11 protein-coding genes are annotated in these 16,228 nt (G+C 61.3%); 5 read left to right on the top strand and 6 right to left on the bottom strand.

The features are described from left to right. Positions 1-42 precede the first annotated feature (42 nt). Both CW354_RS17695 and CW354_RS17690 read left to right on the top strand, forming a co-directional pair. Positions 43-2,115: a prolyl oligopeptidase family serine peptidase gene (locus CW354_RS17695; protein ID WP_104831403.1), complete on the top strand. Its 2,073-nt coding sequence runs from the start codon at positions 43-45 to the stop codon at positions 2,113-2,115. A gap of 87 nt (positions 2,116-2,202) precedes the next feature. After that, on the top strand, positions 2,203-5,016 hold the full coding sequence (locus CW354_RS17690) for a valine--tRNA ligase (protein ID WP_104831402.1): 2,814 nt from the start codon (positions 2,203-2,205) through the stop codon (positions 5,014-5,016). A 42-nt stretch (positions 5,017-5,058) separates the two neighbouring features. Here the strand turns inward: CW354_RS17690 and CW354_RS17685 are convergent, their stop codons facing one another. The 4 genes from CW354_RS17685 to radA form a co-directional block, all read right to left on the bottom strand. Next, on the bottom strand, positions 5,059-5,412 hold the full coding sequence (locus CW354_RS17685; RefSeq protein ID WP_104831401.1) for a VOC family protein: 354 nt from the start codon (positions 5,410-5,412) through the stop codon (positions 5,059-5,061). A gap of 22 nt (positions 5,413-5,434) precedes the next feature. After that, entirely contained in the window at positions 5,435-7,006 is a 1,572-nt protein-coding gene (gene purF, locus CW354_RS17680; protein ID WP_104831400.1) for an amidophosphoribosyltransferase, read from the bottom strand. Further along, on the bottom strand, positions 7,003-7,692 hold the full coding sequence (locus tag CW354_RS17675) for a CvpA family protein (RefSeq protein WP_104831399.1): 690 nt from the start codon (positions 7,690-7,692) through the stop codon (positions 7,003-7,005). Before CW354_RS17675 ends, purF begins: the two co-directional genes overlap by 4 nt. A 136-nt stretch (positions 7,693-7,828) precedes the next feature. After that, on the bottom strand, positions 7,829-9,196 hold the full coding sequence (gene radA / locus CW354_RS17670; protein WP_104831398.1) for a DNA repair protein RadA: 1,368 nt from the start codon (positions 9,194-9,196) through the stop codon (positions 7,829-7,831). 236 nt (positions 9,197-9,432) lie between these two features. Here radA and CW354_RS17665 point away from each other — a divergent pair, with 236 nt between their 5' ends. Beyond that, on the top strand, positions 9,433-10,704 hold the full coding sequence (locus tag CW354_RS17665; protein WP_104831397.1) for a response regulator: 1,272 nt from the start codon (positions 9,433-9,435) through the stop codon (positions 10,702-10,704). Between the two features lie 76 nt (positions 10,705-10,780). Here CW354_RS17665 and CW354_RS17660 read toward each other — a convergent pair whose 3' ends face one another. Beyond that, complete coding sequence (locus CW354_RS17660) at positions 10,781-12,760, bottom strand: EAL domain-containing protein (protein ID WP_104831396.1); 1,980 nt, start codon at positions 12,758-12,760, stop codon at positions 10,781-10,783. 220 nt (positions 12,761-12,980) lie between these two features. Further along, positions 12,981-13,739 carry an NAD kinase gene (locus CW354_RS17655; RefSeq protein WP_104831809.1) on the bottom strand — a complete coding sequence of 253 codons (759 nt, stop codon included), beginning with the start codon at positions 13,737-13,739 and terminating at the stop codon, positions 12,981-12,983. Between the two features lie 116 nt (positions 13,740-13,855). On the opposite strand from CW354_RS17655, the gene egtB reads away from it, so the two are divergent. Then, entirely contained in the window at positions 13,856-15,142 is a 1,287-nt protein-coding gene (egtB, locus tag CW354_RS17650; RefSeq protein ID WP_104831395.1) for an ergothioneine biosynthesis protein EgtB, read from the top strand. A gap of 68 nt (positions 15,143-15,210) precedes the next feature. After that, positions 15,211-16,050 (top strand): class II aldolase/adducin family protein, encoded by an 840-nt coding sequence (locus CW354_RS17645; RefSeq protein ID WP_104831394.1) that lies wholly within the window; start codon positions 15,211-15,213, stop codon positions 16,048-16,050. The last annotated feature ends 178 nt before the right edge of the window (positions 16,051-16,228 follow it).

Genomic DNA, 16,228 nt, shown 5'->3' with positions numbered 1-16,228 from the left:
CGTTAAGCAGCGCCATCAGGCGAGTGTGAGAGCGAGCGTGCGATGACGAAGCTGACCTATCCGGAAACCAGAAGAACAGATCAGAGCGACGCGCATTTCGGCGTAACCGTCGTCGATCCTTATCGCTGGCTTGAAAACGACGTCCGGGAAGACGAAGACGTCGCGGCGTGGGTCGCCGCGCAAAATGAAGCAACCTTCGGCTATCTGAAGGCTTTGCCGGGCCGCGCGCAAATTGAAAAGCGCCTGCGCACACTTTGGAATTACGAGAAATTCACGCTTCCGAGCCAAAAGGGCGGACGGATTTTCTACGGGCATAATGACGGGCTGCAGAACCAGTTCGTCCTTTATACGCAGGATGACAAAGAACTTCCGCGCGTCCTTCTCGATCCGAACAAATGGTCCGAAGACGGCGCCACGGCGCTCGCCGCTTATTATCCGTCCCCGGACGGATCGCTTGTCGCCTATATGGTCCAGGACGGCGGATCGGACTGGAACACGATCCGCACAGTCGACGCGACGACAGGCGCAGTTCTCAGCGACGAAATCGAATGGGTGAAATTCTCCGGCGTCTCCTGGGCGAAGAACGGGTCGGGCTTTTATTATTCGCGCTATCCCGAACCGGAGGAAGGCGAGGCGTTCCAGAGCCTCAATCTCGGGCAGGCGGTCTATTTCCATAAGATCGGCGACGCGCAGGCAAAAGACGCACGTGTTTACGCCCGCCCCGAGGCGCCTGAAACAGGCTTTTCAGCAGAGGTCTCCAGCGACGGCGCGAGTCTGATTGTCACGGCCTGGAAGGGCACGGATTCCCGTTACGAAGTCGTGCTGATCGATCTTGAAAACCCGGACGCCGACCCGGTCGATCTCGTCACCGGCTTCGCCCACGACTATTCCTATATCGCCACAGCGGAGGGGCGGCATTTTTTCTTCAGCGACGAGAATGCGCCCAAGGGCAAAGTGGTGTCGACGCCTGCGAAACCTGGCGCCGGCGCCGTCCAATGGATGGAAGTCATCCCGGAAGCCGACGGCGTTCTCTCCGGCGTCAACATCGTTGGCGGCCGAATTTTCGCCAATTACATGGAGGATGTGAAATCCGCCGTGCATTTGTTCGCGCTCGACGGCGCGCCGCTGGGCGGTGTGGACTTGCCGGGCCCGGGAACGGCGATAGGCTTCGGCGGCGAGCCGGATGACGCGGAAACCTTTTACAGCTTTGAAAGCTTCAACCGACCCCCGACGCTTTACCGCTATGACATTGCGAGCGGCGCGCTCTCGGTGTTCCGCGAACCGGAAGCGCCGTTCGATCCGAACGATTACGAAGTCGCGCAGGTTTTCTATCCGTCCAAAGACGGAACGAAGATACCGATGTTCATCGCCCATAAGAAAGGTCTCGATCTTTCGGATGGCGCGCCGACATTGCTTTACGGCTATGGCGGGTTCAACGTCTCGCTGACGCCGGGTTTTTCAGTGACGCGCCTTCAATGGATGGAGATGGGCGGGGTCTATGCGCTCGCCAATCTTCGCGGCGGCGGCGAATACGGCAAGGCGTGGCACGACGCCGGGCGGCTCGAAAACAAGCAGAATGTTTTCGACGACTTTATCGCGGCGGGGGAATATCTGATCGGCGAAGGAATTGCGACGAAGGACAAGCTTGCCATTCTCGGCGGGTCTAATGGCGGGCTCCTGGTCGGCGCCGTGATCAACCAGCGGCCAGACCTCTTCGCGGCGGGGCTGCCCGCCGTCGGCGTCATGGACATGCTGCGCTTCAACCAGTTCACGGCGGGCCGGTTCTGGACCGACGATTACGGCGATCCTTCGAGCGAGGCGGATTTCCGGAATCTCTACGCCTACTCGCCCTATCATAATATCCACAACGGGGAGGCCTATCCGGCGATCCTAGTGACGACGGCGGACACCGACGACCGGGTGGTGCCGGGCCACTCCTTCAAATACGCCGCCGCGCTTCAGGCCGCCGAGATCGGCGACAAGCCCCATCTGATCCGGATTGAGACACGGGCGGGCCACGGGGCGGGCAAGCCGACCGAGAAGATTATCGAGGAATATGCCGATATGTGGGCCTTTATCGCCCACGAGACGGGACTTTGCGTCCCTGCGGCGTAAACGCCGAGCAAAGCGCCTCCAGAGAAGGTTGAGGATTCTCGCGCTGGCGGATAAACCCGAGCTTCCGCCAGCCGCAGAGTGCTCCTCATGTCCGACAAGACGCCTGACGCCACGCCCGACAAGGCTTTAGACAAGACTTTCGATTTCAAGGACGCCGAAGCCCGCCTTTACGAGGCCTGGGAGGCTTCCGGCGCGTTCAAGCCCTCCAGGACAGGCGAGCCCTTCACCATCGTCATCCCGCCGCCCAACGTCACGGGCTCCCTCCATATGGGCCACGCCCTTAACAATACCCTGCAGGACATTCTCTGCCGTTTCGAACGCATGCGCGGGAAATCCGTTCTGTGGCAGCCGGGGACCGACCATGCCGGCATTGCGACTCAGATGGTGGTGGAGCGCCAGCTTGCGAACGAAGGCGCCAATCAGGACCGGCGCTCCATGGGCCGCGAGGCCTTTGTCGAGCGCGTCTGGAAATGGCGCCATGAATCGGGCGGGCAGATCATCAATCAGCTGAAGCGCCTCGGCGCCTCCTGCGACTGGTCGCGCGAGCGCTTCACCATGGGCGAGGACGGGTCCGCCGACGACCAGATGGTCAAAGCGGTGATGAAGGTCTTCGTCCAGCTCTACAAGGAAGGCCTCATCTATCGCGACAAGCGTTTGGTGAACTGGGATCCGAAATTCGAAACCGCGATTTCCGATCTCGAAGTGGAGAACAAGGAAGTCGACGGCCATTTCTGGCATTTCAAATATCCGCTGGAAAATGGCGAGACCTACGAATTTCCGACCGCCTATGACGAGGAAGGCGAACCGACGGAGTGGGAGACGCGCGACTATATCTCCATCGCGACGACGCGTCCCGAGACGATGCTGGGCGACGGCGCGGTGGCGGTGCATCCGGACGACAAGCGCTATGCGCCGATTGTCGGCAAGAAATGCCTGTTGCCGCTCGCCGACCGCTACATTCCGATCATCACGGATGACTATCCGGACCCGGATTTCGGTTCGGGCGCCGTGAAGATCACCGGCGCCCACGATTTCAACGACTATCAGGTCGCGCGCCGCAACGACATTCCCATGTATCCGCTGTTCGACACGAAAGCGGTGATGCTCGAAGACGATTACATCCCCGAGCGCTATCGCGGCATGGACCGCTACGAAGCGCGCGAGGCGGTGGTTCAGGACATCAAGGAGCGCGGCCTCCTGATTGCGGTCGAAGACAAGAAGATCATGCAGCCTTTCGGCGACCGCTCCGGCGTCGTCATCGAGCCCATGCTCACCGACCAGTGGTATGTGGACGCCGAAACGCTGGCCAAGCCTGCGATCCATGCGGTGGAGACCGGAAAGACCAAATTCGTCCCGGAAAACTGGACCAAGACCTATTATCAGTGGATGAAGAATATCGAGCCCTGGTGCATCTCGCGCCAGCTCTGGTGGGGCCATCGCATTCCGGCCTGGTACGGCCCGGACGGCCATGTCTTCGTCGCCGAAAACGAGGACGAGGCGACGAAAGAAGCAATCCAGAAATATACGGCTGAAGGCTATTCCCTCGAAGAGATCAACGACATGCGCCGGCACGAGCATGACGGCGCGCCGCTCCTCGTTCAGGACGAGGACGTGCTCGACACCTGGTTCTCATCGGCGCTGTGGCCGTTTTCGACGCTCGGCTGGCCGGAAGAGACGCCGGAGCTCAAAAAGCATTACCCCACAAGCGTGCTCGTCACCGCTTTCGATATCATCTTCTTCTGGGTGGCGCGGATGATGATGCAGGGCGTCCACTTCATGAAAGAGGTTCCGTTCCACACGGTCTATATTCATGCGCTGGTGCTCGACGAGCATGGCCAGAAGATGTCGAAGTCGAAAGGCAATGTCATCGATCCGCTCGTCCTCATCGACAAGTTCGGCGCCGACGCTTTGCGTTTCACGTTGGCGGCGCAGGCGGCGCAGGGCCGCAATATCCGCCTGTCGGAAGCCCGTGTCGAAGGTTATCGCAATTTCTCCACCAAACTGTGGAACGCCGCGCGCTTCTGCGAAATGAACGAGTGCAAGCCCGATCCGGATTTCGATCCGGCAAAGGCCACGCTCACGCTCAATCAGTGGATCATCCACGAGGCGAACCAGTGCGCGGCGGATGTCACGCGCGAGATCGAGGCCTATCGCTTCAACGATGCGGCGGGCGCGATCTATCGGTTTATCTGGAGCGTCTTCTGCGACTGGTATCTGGAGCTCGCCAAGCCCGTGATGCAAGGGGCCGACGGCGCGGAGAAAACCGAAACGCGCGCCGCCGCCGCCTGGGCGCTCGACCGCATCCTGCAGCTTCTCCACCCCTTCATGCCGTTCGTGACGGAAGAGATCTGGAATTCGTTTGCGGATCGCGACGCGCTGATGCTCAGCCAATGGCCGTCCTTCGACAAGACGCTCAAGAATGACGCTGCGGCGGCGGAGATGAGCTGGGTGGTCGATCTCATCACGGCCGTGCGCTCGGTGCGTCAGGAAATGAACGTGCCGGTCGCGGCGAAAATCCCGCTGGTCTTTGTGGGCGCCAGCGCTGACGACAAGACGAAGCTTTCCGCCCATGAAGACGTGCTGATGCGCCTTGCGCGCCTGTCGGATATCACGGCGGCGGATGCGGCGCCGAAAGGCGCGGTGCAGATCGTTCATGGCGGCGCCGTCGCGGCGCTCCCCGTCGCCGATTTCATCGACATCGCCGCGGAAAAGGCGCGCCTCGCCAAGGAGAAAGAAAAGGCGGAAAAGGAAATCGCCGGCATCGACAAGAAGCTCGCCAACAAGAAGTTCGTTGAAAAAGCGCCGGCGGAAGTTGTGGAAGAACAGCATTCCCGCCGCGCCGGCTATGTCGAGCAGCTTGAAAAGCTCGAGGCGGCGCTGACGCGATTGGCCGATCTTTAGTATTTGGCCCCGCCCATGCCGGCGAAAGCCGGGTTTGGCCTTTCAGCCCAGCAGAGTCAGCACGTTGCCGGCGGGATCTTTAAAATGGGCGAGGGTTCCGCCCCAGGGCTGTTTTTGCGGCGGGCTCAGGAACTCGACGCCTTTATCGATCAGATTTTCATAGACTTCGGCAATATCCTCGACCTGCAAGGAGACTCCGACAAACCGTCCGATGAGATCGGCGTCATCCCCTTTCGGGTCGCAATATTCGACAATGAGCTCAGCTTCCCCGACCGTATAGCCCGCCGTTTGAGCTTGCTCCATGCGCCAGCTTTCTTCCAGGCCGAGCGTCTCGCGATAAAAGGCGAAAGCCTTTTGCGCATCGCCGACAAAGACCCTTACGCCGTAAAGCCGCATGGACCTTCCTTTCAGGGGTCGCCTAGCTCGTCTCCGCGAGGAACGAAAGCTGGGTCACCATGGCGTTGCGCGCTTCGGCGTCGCGGTCGGTAAGCTTGGTCGGATAATCGCCGGTAAAACAGTGATCGGTGAAGGCCGGCGCGTCGCTGTCGCGCTTGCCCTTGCGGAACGCCTTGTAGAGCCCGTCAAGCGACAGAAAGACGAGGCTGTCGACGCCGAGAATCTTGCGCATTTCTTCTACGGAGCGCTCGACCGCCAGAAGCTCTTCATAAGACGGCGTGTTGATGCCGTAAAAATCCGGATGGACGATGGGCGGGCAGGCGATGCGCATGTGCACTTCCTTTGCACCCGCATTGTACATCATCTCGGCGATCTTGCGCGAGGTGGTGCCGCGCACGATGGAATCGTCGATCAGGACGACGCGCTTGCCTTCGATAAGTCCGCGGTTGGGCGAATGCTTGCGCGCGACGCCCGCCTCGCGGATTTTCTGTTCCGGTTCGATGAAAGTGCGGCCGATATGATGGCTGCGGATCAGAGCCATTTCGTAAGGAAGGCCGGTTTTTTGAGCATAGCCGATGGCCGCCGGCACGCCGGAGTCGGGAATCGGCGAAACGAGATCGGCCTCGCAAGGGGCTTCCTTGGCGAGACGTTCGCCGAGGCGCTTCCTGAGCCCGTAAACGCTTTGCCCGTCGACAATGGAGTTCGGCTTGGCGAAATAGATAAGCTCGAAGATGCAAGGGCGCGCCTGGTTCTGTTTCGGCGATATCTGACGGCTTTCGATGGAGCCGTCCGCCTTGCAGATGACGACTTCGCCCGGCTTGATGTCGCGCACGAATTTCGCGCCGATAATGTCGAGGGCGCAGGTTTCCGAGGCGAGGATCGGCGCGCCTTTCAGGTCGCCGAGAATGAGCGGGCGAATCCCGACGGGATCGCGCGCGCCGATGAGGCCTTCCGGCGTCAGGACGGTGAGGGCGTAGGCGCCTTCCACCTGTTTCAGGCCCTCGATCAGCTTGTCGACGATCGAGAGATATTGCGAGCGCGCGGTGAGCTGCAGGAATATCTCCGAATCCGAGGTGGACTGGAAAATGCACCCGCGCCGGACAAGGTCGGCGCGGAGCGTTTTCGAGTTCGTCAGATTGCCGTTATGGGCGATGGCGATGCCGGTCTGGTCAAGATCGGCGTAAAGCGGCTGCACATTGCGCAGCACCGTGTCGCCTTGCGTCGAATAGCGCGTATGGCCGATGGCGGCGTCGCCTTTCAGGCGTCCCAGCGTTTCCGCGTCGGAGAAATTGTCGGAGACGAGGCCGAGAAAACGTTCATTGTGAAAATGCTGACCGTCGAAGCTGGCGATGCCCGCCGCTTCCTGGCCGCGATGCTGGAGCGCGTGCAGGCCGAGCGCAGTGAGCGCAGCGGCGTCCTTGGTGCCGATGACGCCGAAAACGCCGCATTCCTCGATCAGTTTCGGCTTGCCGACCAGCGCTTCAAGCTCGGCCTGGCGGGCTTTGAAAGCCGGGCCGTCTTTCTTGAGGAATTGGGCGGCGTGCTCGACGAGGGAGAGGGAGGCGTCGCCAAAGTCCCCAATGGACAGAGTCATTCTGGGTTTTCCTCGTTCAGGATGTCCGCAATGGGATCGTCTTCTTCCGCTTCCGCATCTTCGCCGTTTTCCGCGTCGGGCGCGGTGGCGGCGATGGCGGGATCGGTGGTGGTCACGGTGGTGACGATTTCATTCATGCCGTTGCGGTCGCCCCGGTCATAGCCGCTGACGGCCGCATCTTCATCATCCATTTGGGATGGCGGGACCGGCGCATCAAGGTCTGCGGTCTCCGGCGTGAAGCTTTCGAACCAGTGCGCCATGCCGGCGGCGATGGGCCGGGTCATGGCGGTCTTCACTTCTTCAGGCTGTTTGGCTTCGTCGAGATAATAGGAATAGCCGAGATAGGCGAGGCCGATCAGCACGAGCCCGCGCGCGAACCCGAAAACCCCGCCGCCAATCCGGTCGATGAGGGCGGCGCGCCCGGCCAGGGGAAAGCGCTTGAGGCCGATGTGAAAGCCGATATGCGCGAGCACAAAAAAAGCGCCGATGAGCAGCGCCGCAAGAATGGCCGTTCCGAAAAAACTGCCCGCCTGTCCCGTCACGGCGAGCACGGGTTCGATGAGGAGAAGGGTCACGCCGCCGGCCACGGCGAGCGCGAGCAAGGTCGATAATTCCCTGAGGCCTCCACGCAACACGGCAAAGGCCGTCGAAACGCCGACGACCACGAAAAACAGGAGATCAAACATTACTGAACCCGCCTATCATCGCCCCGGAACATTAGGGCGAGTCGCTCATTGCCCCCGGCCATTTCAATAGCGGCGCTGGGGATTTTTCTCAACCGCTAAGCCTGCATGGACCGGGCCAAAATCAAGGGGCCGCGCCTCAAGGATTGCGCGCCCATTGGACCAAATCCGCCAGCGTCTCCGCCCCGACCACTTTGAGCGCGCCGCTTTGGGCGCCGGAAGGGGCGAGGGCCCCTGAAAAGCCCAGCTTTTTGGCTTCTTTAAGGCGGGCCTCGGTCTGGTTGACGGGCCGGACCGCGCCGGAAAGGGCGACCTCGCCGAAGACCACGCGGTCGCGGGGCAGGGGCGAATCGAAAAGCGAGGAACACAGCGCGGCGGCGGCGGCGAGATCGGCCGCAGGCTCGGCGATCCTGAGGCCCCCGGCGACGTTAAGGAAAACGTCATGGCGGCCGAAATCGAGGCCGGCGCGCGCATCGAGAACGGCGAGCAGCATGGAAAGCCGCGCCCCGTCCCAGCCGACGACCGCCCGTCGGGGCGCGGCGAGAGTGGATGGCGAGACCAGCGCCTGAATTTCAACGAGCACGGGCCGCGTGCCCTCGATCCCCGCGAAAATGGCGGCGCCGGAAACGGAGGCGTCGCCGCCGGTGAGAAACAGCTCCGACGGGTTGGCGACTTCGCGCAGCCCGTCGCCGGCCATTTCGAAGACGCCAATCTCGTGCGCGGCGCCGAAGCGGTTTTTGACGGCGCGCAGGATGCGGAAGTCGCGGCCCTGTTCGCTTTCGAAATACATGACGGCGTCGACCATGTGTTCGACGACGCGCGGGCCGGCGATCTGGCCGTCCTTGGTGACATGCCCGACAAGAAGCAGAATCGCGCCGCTGGATTTGGCGAAGCGCACCAGCTCCTGGGCGCAGGCGCGCACCTGCGTCACTGTGCCGGGCGCGGCGGGCAGCGCGTCAGACCACAGCGTCTGGATGGAATCGATGATCACCGCGTCGGGCTTTTCGGCCTTGAGGCTTGCGAGAATATCGCGCAGCGATGTCGCCGAGGCGAGATTGACCGGCGTTTCCGCGACGCCGAGGCGCTTGGCGCGCATGCGGATCTGCGCCGTTGCTTCCTCGCCGGAAATATAGGCGACGCTGGTCCCGCCTTTGGCGAGGCCCGACGCGATCTGCAACAAGAGCGTCGATTTGCCGACGCCCGGATCGCCGCCGATCAACAGCGCCGAGCCGGGCACAAGGCCGCCGCCGCAGGCGCGGTCGAATTCATCATTGCCGGTGAGGAGCCGCGGGACTTCTTTTGCATCGCCCGACAGTGAGGTGAAATCGAGCTTCTTGGCTTTGGCTTTCGACCCGCTGGCTCCGCCGGAAAGACTGCCGGGCGGGCCGGTTTCGGAGGCCTCGAGTTCGATCGTGTTCCACTCGCCGCAGGCCTCGCAGCGCCCGGCCCATTTCGAATAGACCGCGCCGCAGGACTGGCAGACATAGGTGTCGGAAGATCGCGCCATGTATGGTTACTGTATCACTAAAGCTCGGAAAACAATCGCAGACGCCGTAGAAAATCTCTTCAGAACCGGGAGACTGCGGCCCTCTGCGCCGGGGGCGGGCGTTTGTTAAAATTTACCGATAATTTTCATTCTTTAAGAGTGGTGATTCCCTAGGCTGGTGCAATCAAGACAGCATCCGGGCGCTGGAAACGACCAGTGGGAGAGCCAAACAGGGGGAGAAAACAGGAGGCGGTTCCGTGTCGATCTTCGGCCTTGTTATTTCTGTTTTCTGTTTTGCGGCCGGCGCCGGCGCCGCCTGGGGGTTGAGCCGTTTGAAATACAAGAAAACGCTCGCCGCGCGCATGGCGGAAAACAATGCGTTCCTGTCGGCGTCCGCCCAGCAATTGCGGGCGCCCTTGAACCAGATCGTCGGCTCGCTGCAGGCGCTCGATTTTCAGAAAATGGGACTGACGCAAAAGCAGGAAGAGCTGCTGGGCGTTCTGAATGAAGGCTCTTACAATCTTCGTGGCGCGTTGATGGATATTCTGGATATTCTCGACCTGCAGGCGGACCGGCTGAAGATCGAACCTTCGACAGTCAACTTCAAAAAGACCGTGATGTTGCTTGAGCGCCGTTTCGCCAAACGCGCGCGCAAAAAAGGCGTTGCGCTGAATTTTGACGTCCGGAAGCTTTCGCACTGGCATTTTGAGATGGACCAGATGCGTTACATCCAATGCATCTCCACCGTTCTTTCGCAGTGCATCAAGCAAACCGAATCCGGTGCCGTCAGCGTCGGTTTTGACTTTTCAGGCGCGGGCAAACAGAAGCACGGAAACCTGGTCGCCGTCATCAAGGATACGAGCGCCGGCATGGATCAATATATGACTGAAGCCTATTTCAGTCCCGACAAATACGAATTCACCGCGGAGATGATGGATACGGAAGGGCGGCGCCTGGCGCTGATGCTGGCGCGGATGCTGGTCTGGAAAATGGGCGGCGCGCTGACGGTGAAGAGCTCCTTCGGCAACGGCGTCGTGTTTCAGCTCACTTTGCCTGTCGAAGCGACGCCCGCCCCGGAAGGCGAAATCGAAGAGACGCATGTAAAACCCGTCGAGCGGGTTGGAACGTTGTTGGCGAACAAGAGAATTCTGGTGGTCGATGACGATCAGCTCAATCTGATGATTATGAAGGAATTGCTCGAACAGGGCCATGTGGGCGCAGTTGAAACGGCGCCGAATGGCCTCGAGGCGGTGAAAATCATCTCGAAAAGAAAATGCGATCTTGTGTTTATGGATATCCAGATGCCGGTTCTGGATGGTTTGACCGCGACGCGCGAAATTCGCAAATGCGGGCGCGACTTTTCAGATGTTCCTATCGTTGCGCTGACGACGGCCGTGCAGGAGGAAGATTTTGCACGCTATAAGGAAGCGGGCATGAATGACGTCTTGCCCAAGCCGGTTATTATCGACAATTTGTTCGAGACCATCGAGCGCCAATTGGTTGAAAAGCCTCAAAGCAAAGCGGCTTAAGCGCGCGCAGAACGCATCGCGGCGCCGCAAAACCCGGGAAACATCGAAAAGATTTTTAAACACGCCGGCCGGCGTGTTATTCCGCGGCCTGCGGTTGCGCGTCGTTTTCTTCCCGCTCGGCCCGGCGCGCTTCGCGTTCCGCCGCGCGGCGTTTCCAGGCGCGCCGCCAGCTTCGCGGCCAGAAATAACCCGAAATAGGAATGACGGTGCGCTTTAGGAACGGCTTGCGCCGGCGAACCGGTTTCGCCGTTTCTTCCGTCGCGGAATCCTCCGCATGCAGATCGCCCAGCGTATCGTCTTCCTGAGGCGCCTGGACCTCAGGCGCGGATCTCGGTCTTGCGGCGAGCGGCGGTTCTTCCGGCGCATCGTCGCCGGTCTCAAGCTCCGGAACCTCCAGCCCCGACGGCGTTACGGGCGTTTCCGGCTCGCCGGGAAGGGCGGGCGCGCCGACGCGGATGCCCGGCTGGAAATAAGCGCCTGACGGGCCGACGGGCAGAGACATGGACGGGGCCGCTTCTTCATGCGCGTGGGCCTGGGCCGCCATGGCGCGTTCAATGGTGGTGCGTTGCGCCCCCGCCGCCTGCGCGCCGACTTCGACGGGATTTTGCGCAATCTCTTCGCGGTTGATGAGAAAGGGCGTCCCGGCGTCGGCCTGGGTTTCCTGTTCCTGGGGTTCTTCACGGGCCGGTTTTTCGGCCGGGGCCGCGGACGCCGTTTCAGCGGCCTTCTCCGGCGTGTCTTCCGTCTTGAAAGCCTCGCTCAGCCTTTCCTGCATTTCGCGCGGCGGTGCGCCTGCGGCGGCGTCTTCCTCCTCCGGCTTGGCGGCGGCTTTGGCTTTTGCGCGTTCGATGGCGGCGGTCTTGCGGGCGGCGCGCGCTTTGGCGCGTTTCGCAAGAGCGAGGGCTTTGGCTTTTTCCCGGGCGCGCGCTTTTTTGTCGTCTTCCGCAGCCGTTTCCAGCTCTTGGGCCGGCGTCTCCGCGGCGGCGGCTTCGGCCTCCTCCGCTCGTGGCCCCTCGGCGCCCGCATCTTCGGTTTCGGTCTGGGCGACGGGCTCGCTTGTCTCGGTGGTTTCCGCTTCGTCGCTATCTGCTTCTATTTCGCTGGCGTCCCCGAATTGCGCGACGCGCTCATTCAGCCTTTCGAGCAGCGCGTCTTCCGTATCGCCGCCATCTTCTTCTTCTTCGGCGGTTTCGGCTGTCTGAACGGACGGCGCCTCGGTGCGGAACAGTGCAACGAGGCTTTCCTGGCTAAGCGGATCGAGGCCGAGCAGCTCGCGCACCTCGTTGATGCGCTGGGGGCGGAACTCCTTGAGATCGCCGACCTTGCCGAGATGATTGCCTTGCGCCGCCGTGAAGCCGAGCCCGCGCAGCGCCGACAGGGACGCCTGATCTTCGACGCCGACCGCCGTGATGGCGGCGTTGGATTTGCTGGCGACGTCGAGGAGGTCGGCGATGGCCGAAAGGCCGGGGCCGCGCACGGTGCGCGCAAATCTGAGGATCGCCGAGCCGCCTGTCTTGATCTCGTCAAAGGGGAAGGGGTCGAGGGAGCGCAGGAGGTCGTTGGTGCGCCCGCGCACTTCGATAGCGAGACGCGCGCCGGTTTTGGAGAGGCGCTGGAAATGCGAAGCGGCGACGCCGACGGGCATGTCGACCGGCGGCATCGGGCATTCCAGCGTCACGAGATCGGCGGGGAAGTCGTAATCCCTGAGGAGCTTGGTGAAATGGGACGTGAAGGCGTCGTCGCTGAGATCGGACAGCGCCAGATTGACCGACAGGCCCGGAGGCCAGGGGCCGCGCCAGTCCATGTAAGCGTTGAGGGCGGTGCCGAGCACATAGCGGGTGAGCTCGCTCATCCGGCCCTGGCTCTCGAAAAAGGAGATGAAGGCGCCCGGCGGCAACAGGCCGAGCCGCGGATGGCGCCAGCGGACAAAGGTTTCGACGCGCGCAAGAGCCCCGTTGCCGAGGTCAAAGATCGGCTGAAAAAGGACTTCGAAGTCCTTGTTCTTCAACGCATTGTCAATGTCGACGTTCGAAAGCCGAACTGCCTGAGCGCCCATCCCTATGCCCTTCCGTCAGCCATAAGGCCGCGACCCCCCGAATTAACACTCCGTCCATACTCCTTGGCGCGGGTTAATTCTCGCTGAACGGAAACCGGAGAGTATTCCTGACGACTCACCCTGCTTCGATTCAGGGGGCAAGGTAAACTGTTAGTTAACCCTTGGGGATAAGGGATGCGGCTCAGAGCCTGGCTAGCAAGGCCCAGCCTGAGCCGGAGTCTCAGTAATCGAACTGTTCGCTCAGGATCCGCTCGTCGAGAGACTGGCCATGATCGAACAGAAGCGTCATGGCCATATCGCGATTCTCCCACGCCTCCACCTTGGCGACGTCGCGCACTTCCTGATTGTCGGCAACGCCGGAGACCGGGCGCTTGTCGCTTTCGAGAGCTTCGAAGGTGACGACCGCGTCAAAGGGCAGGAGGGCGCCGCGCCAGCGCCGGGGCCGGAACGCGCTGATCGGCGTCAGCGCAAGCATATGCGCGCTGATTGGCAGGATCGGCCCATGCGCGGAAAGGTTATAGGCTGTGGATCCCGCCGGCGTCGCCAGCAAGACCCCGTCGCAGGTCAGCGATTCCATGCGCACCTTGCCGTTGATCGAAATGCGGATGCGCGCCGACTGGCGGGTTTCGCGAAACAGCGAGATTTCGTTGATCGCCATGGCGGTCTCGACGCGTCCGTCGATCGTCGTCGCTTTCATGACGAGCGGATAGATCACGGTCTGCTCCGCGGCGGCGATGCGCTCTTTAAGGCCGGTCACATCTGCGTCATTCATCATGAAACCGACCGTGCCGCGGTTGAAACCGTAGACCGGTTTGCCGTCTTTCATGTGAGCGCGCAGCACATCCAGCATGTGGCCGTCGCCGCCGATGGCGACGATCACGTCACATTTTTCAGCCGCGTGATTGCCGTAGCGTTTCTCGAGGTCCTTCAGCGTCTCCTGGGCGACCGGTTTTTCGCTTGCGATAAAGCACAGCTTCATATCGCGCGCGCTCAACGGCCCGGCTTTCGCGGATGCGGCCAAAGTTGCATCCTCCCCACGGGTTCGGGTTATGATGCGGTCCGCCCTTCGATGCCCGAAAAACTTCATTGACGCTTATGCCCCTTGACCAGCCCGCTTACCATTCAGCCGCGACTATACTCGAAAGTTTCACGCGCGTCAGGGCCGCCAGCGAGGCGCTCGCCAGGCCCTTAAGCCCCGAGGACTGCATGCTCCAGTCCATGGAGGCGGCCTCGCCGGTGAAATGGAACCTCGCCCATACGAGCTGGTTTTTCGAAACCTTCATTCTTCAGCCTCACGCCGCCGGGTATCGGTCCTATCACCCGGAATTCGGCTTCCTGTTTAATTCTTATTACAACCAGATCGGCGAGATGCATCCGCGCCCGATCCGGGGGCTCGTCTCCCGCCCGTCTCTGGAGGACGTCTATTCCTATCGCGCCCATGTGAACGAGGCGTTGACGGCGTTTCTGGAAAAAGCCGACGAGGACGCGCTGGCAGCCGTCACCGGGCTGGTGACGCTTGGCTGCGCCCATGAAGAACAGCATCAGGAATTGCTGGTCACCGATCTGCAGCACGCCATGTCGTATAACGCGCTGAAGCCGGTCGTCTATGAAGACGCGGCGGCGGATATTCGTCATGCGGCGCCGGCGATGACCTGGCGGCGGATGGAAGGCGGCGTCTGCGACATTGGCTGGCCTGGCGGCGGCTTCGCCTTTGACAATGAAGGCCCGCGGCACAAGACCTATCTCCATCCTTTCGAACTGGCGAACCGGCCGGTGACGAATGTGGAATATCTCGAATTCATGGAGGATGGCGGCTACGACACGCCGGACCATTGGCTCTCCGACGGGTGGGACATGGTTCAACGCGAAGGCTGGCGCGCGCCGTTATACTGGCGCAAGGCTGACGGCGAATGGCGGCGATATTCGCTTTTCGGCGAACGCGAAATTGATCCGCACGCCCCGGTTTGCCATGTGAGCCATTACGAGGCGGCGGCCTATGCGAGCTGGGCCGGCGCGCGTTTGCCCACGGAATTCGAGTGGGAGGCGGCGGCCTCGCTGTTCCCGGTCGAGGGACGCTTTATGGAGGCGGGCGCCCCCCGTTCGCCGGCCGCGGCGCCGCAGCCGCAAGATAACGAACTCCTGCAGCTTTTTGGCGATGTCTGGGAATGGACGGCGAGCGCCTATCTGCCTTATCCGGGCTTTGCGGTCGCCGACGGCGCTGTCGGGGAATATAACGGCAAGTTTATGTCCGGCCAGATGGTGCTGAAAGGCGGCTCGGCGGCGACGCCGGCGGACCATATCCGCGTCAGCTACCGCAATTTCTTCCCGCCGGACGCGCGCTGGCAGTTTTCCGGCTTCCGGCTCGCCCGCGACATTAGCTGAAGCCAGCCGTAGCGCCCTACCGCCTCATCTAATAACATGGCCGAAAAGACAGGCGAGGAGACAAGACCATGACGGCGGCGCAAGCAACACAAGCGAATACGGGGATCGACAAGGAGCCCGGTTTCGACATTCCCGATCCTTTAAGCCTGCCTTCGCTCAAGGGCAAAGTGAGCGATGAGGAATGGCGCCTGCGCTGCGATCTCGCAGCAACCTACCGGCTCGGTTCCATCTACGGCATGACGGATATGATCTTCACGCACTTTTCGGCGCGCTGTCCCGATGAGGGCGGCAAGGCGCGGTTCCTGATCAATCCTTACGGCATCTTCTTTGAGGAAATGACGGCGTCTGCGTTGATCAAGGTCGATGTGGACGGACAGGTCGTTTGCGACACGCCTTATTTTTCAAATCCGGCGGGCTTCACTATTCATTCGGCGGTGCATATGGCGCGCGACGACGCCCATGCGGTGCTTCATGTGCATAGTCCTTACGGCGTTGCTGTCTCGGCGCAGCAGGACGGGTTGAAGCGCTATACGCAGTTCGCCATGGTCGTCCATGACGACATCGCCTATCACGACTATGAGGGCATTGCGACGGATCTCGACGAACGCGAACGCCTTGTCGCCGATATGGGCGCGCATCATTTCATGATCCTGCGCAATCACGGCACGCTGACGGTGGGCGCCAATTGCGCGACGGCGTTCTTGCGCATGTATTTTCTCGAACAGGCCTGCAAGGCGCAGATCCTCGCGCAGTCCGACACCAAGCCGCCGCGCGAGGAAACGCCGGAAATGAGCGCGAAAGTGATGATGCAGGGCTCGCCCGCCTTCATTCCAGGCCTCGGCGACAATCTCGCCTGGCCCGGTCTTCTGCGCCGGCTGAACCGGATCAATCCCGGCTACGACGTTTGATGCTGTTTTTGTGTGGGGACGGATAAAAAAGTTTTTTAGAGCAAGACGCCTGAAATCAACGGTAGCGGGCCTCGATAAGCTGAGCGCGAACGATGCGCATAAGCTGAAGGAATGGCTTCAAAATGACCATGTTGAGGATCGAACAGGCGAACCGGAAAAAGCCGATGCGAAGACCGGG

The organism is Hyphococcus luteus, from assembly GCF_002943565.1.
Lineage (GTDB): Bacteria > Pseudomonadota > Alphaproteobacteria > Caulobacterales > Parvularculaceae > Hyphococcus > Hyphococcus luteus.
This window is presented reverse-complemented; position numbering and strand designations above follow the sequence as displayed.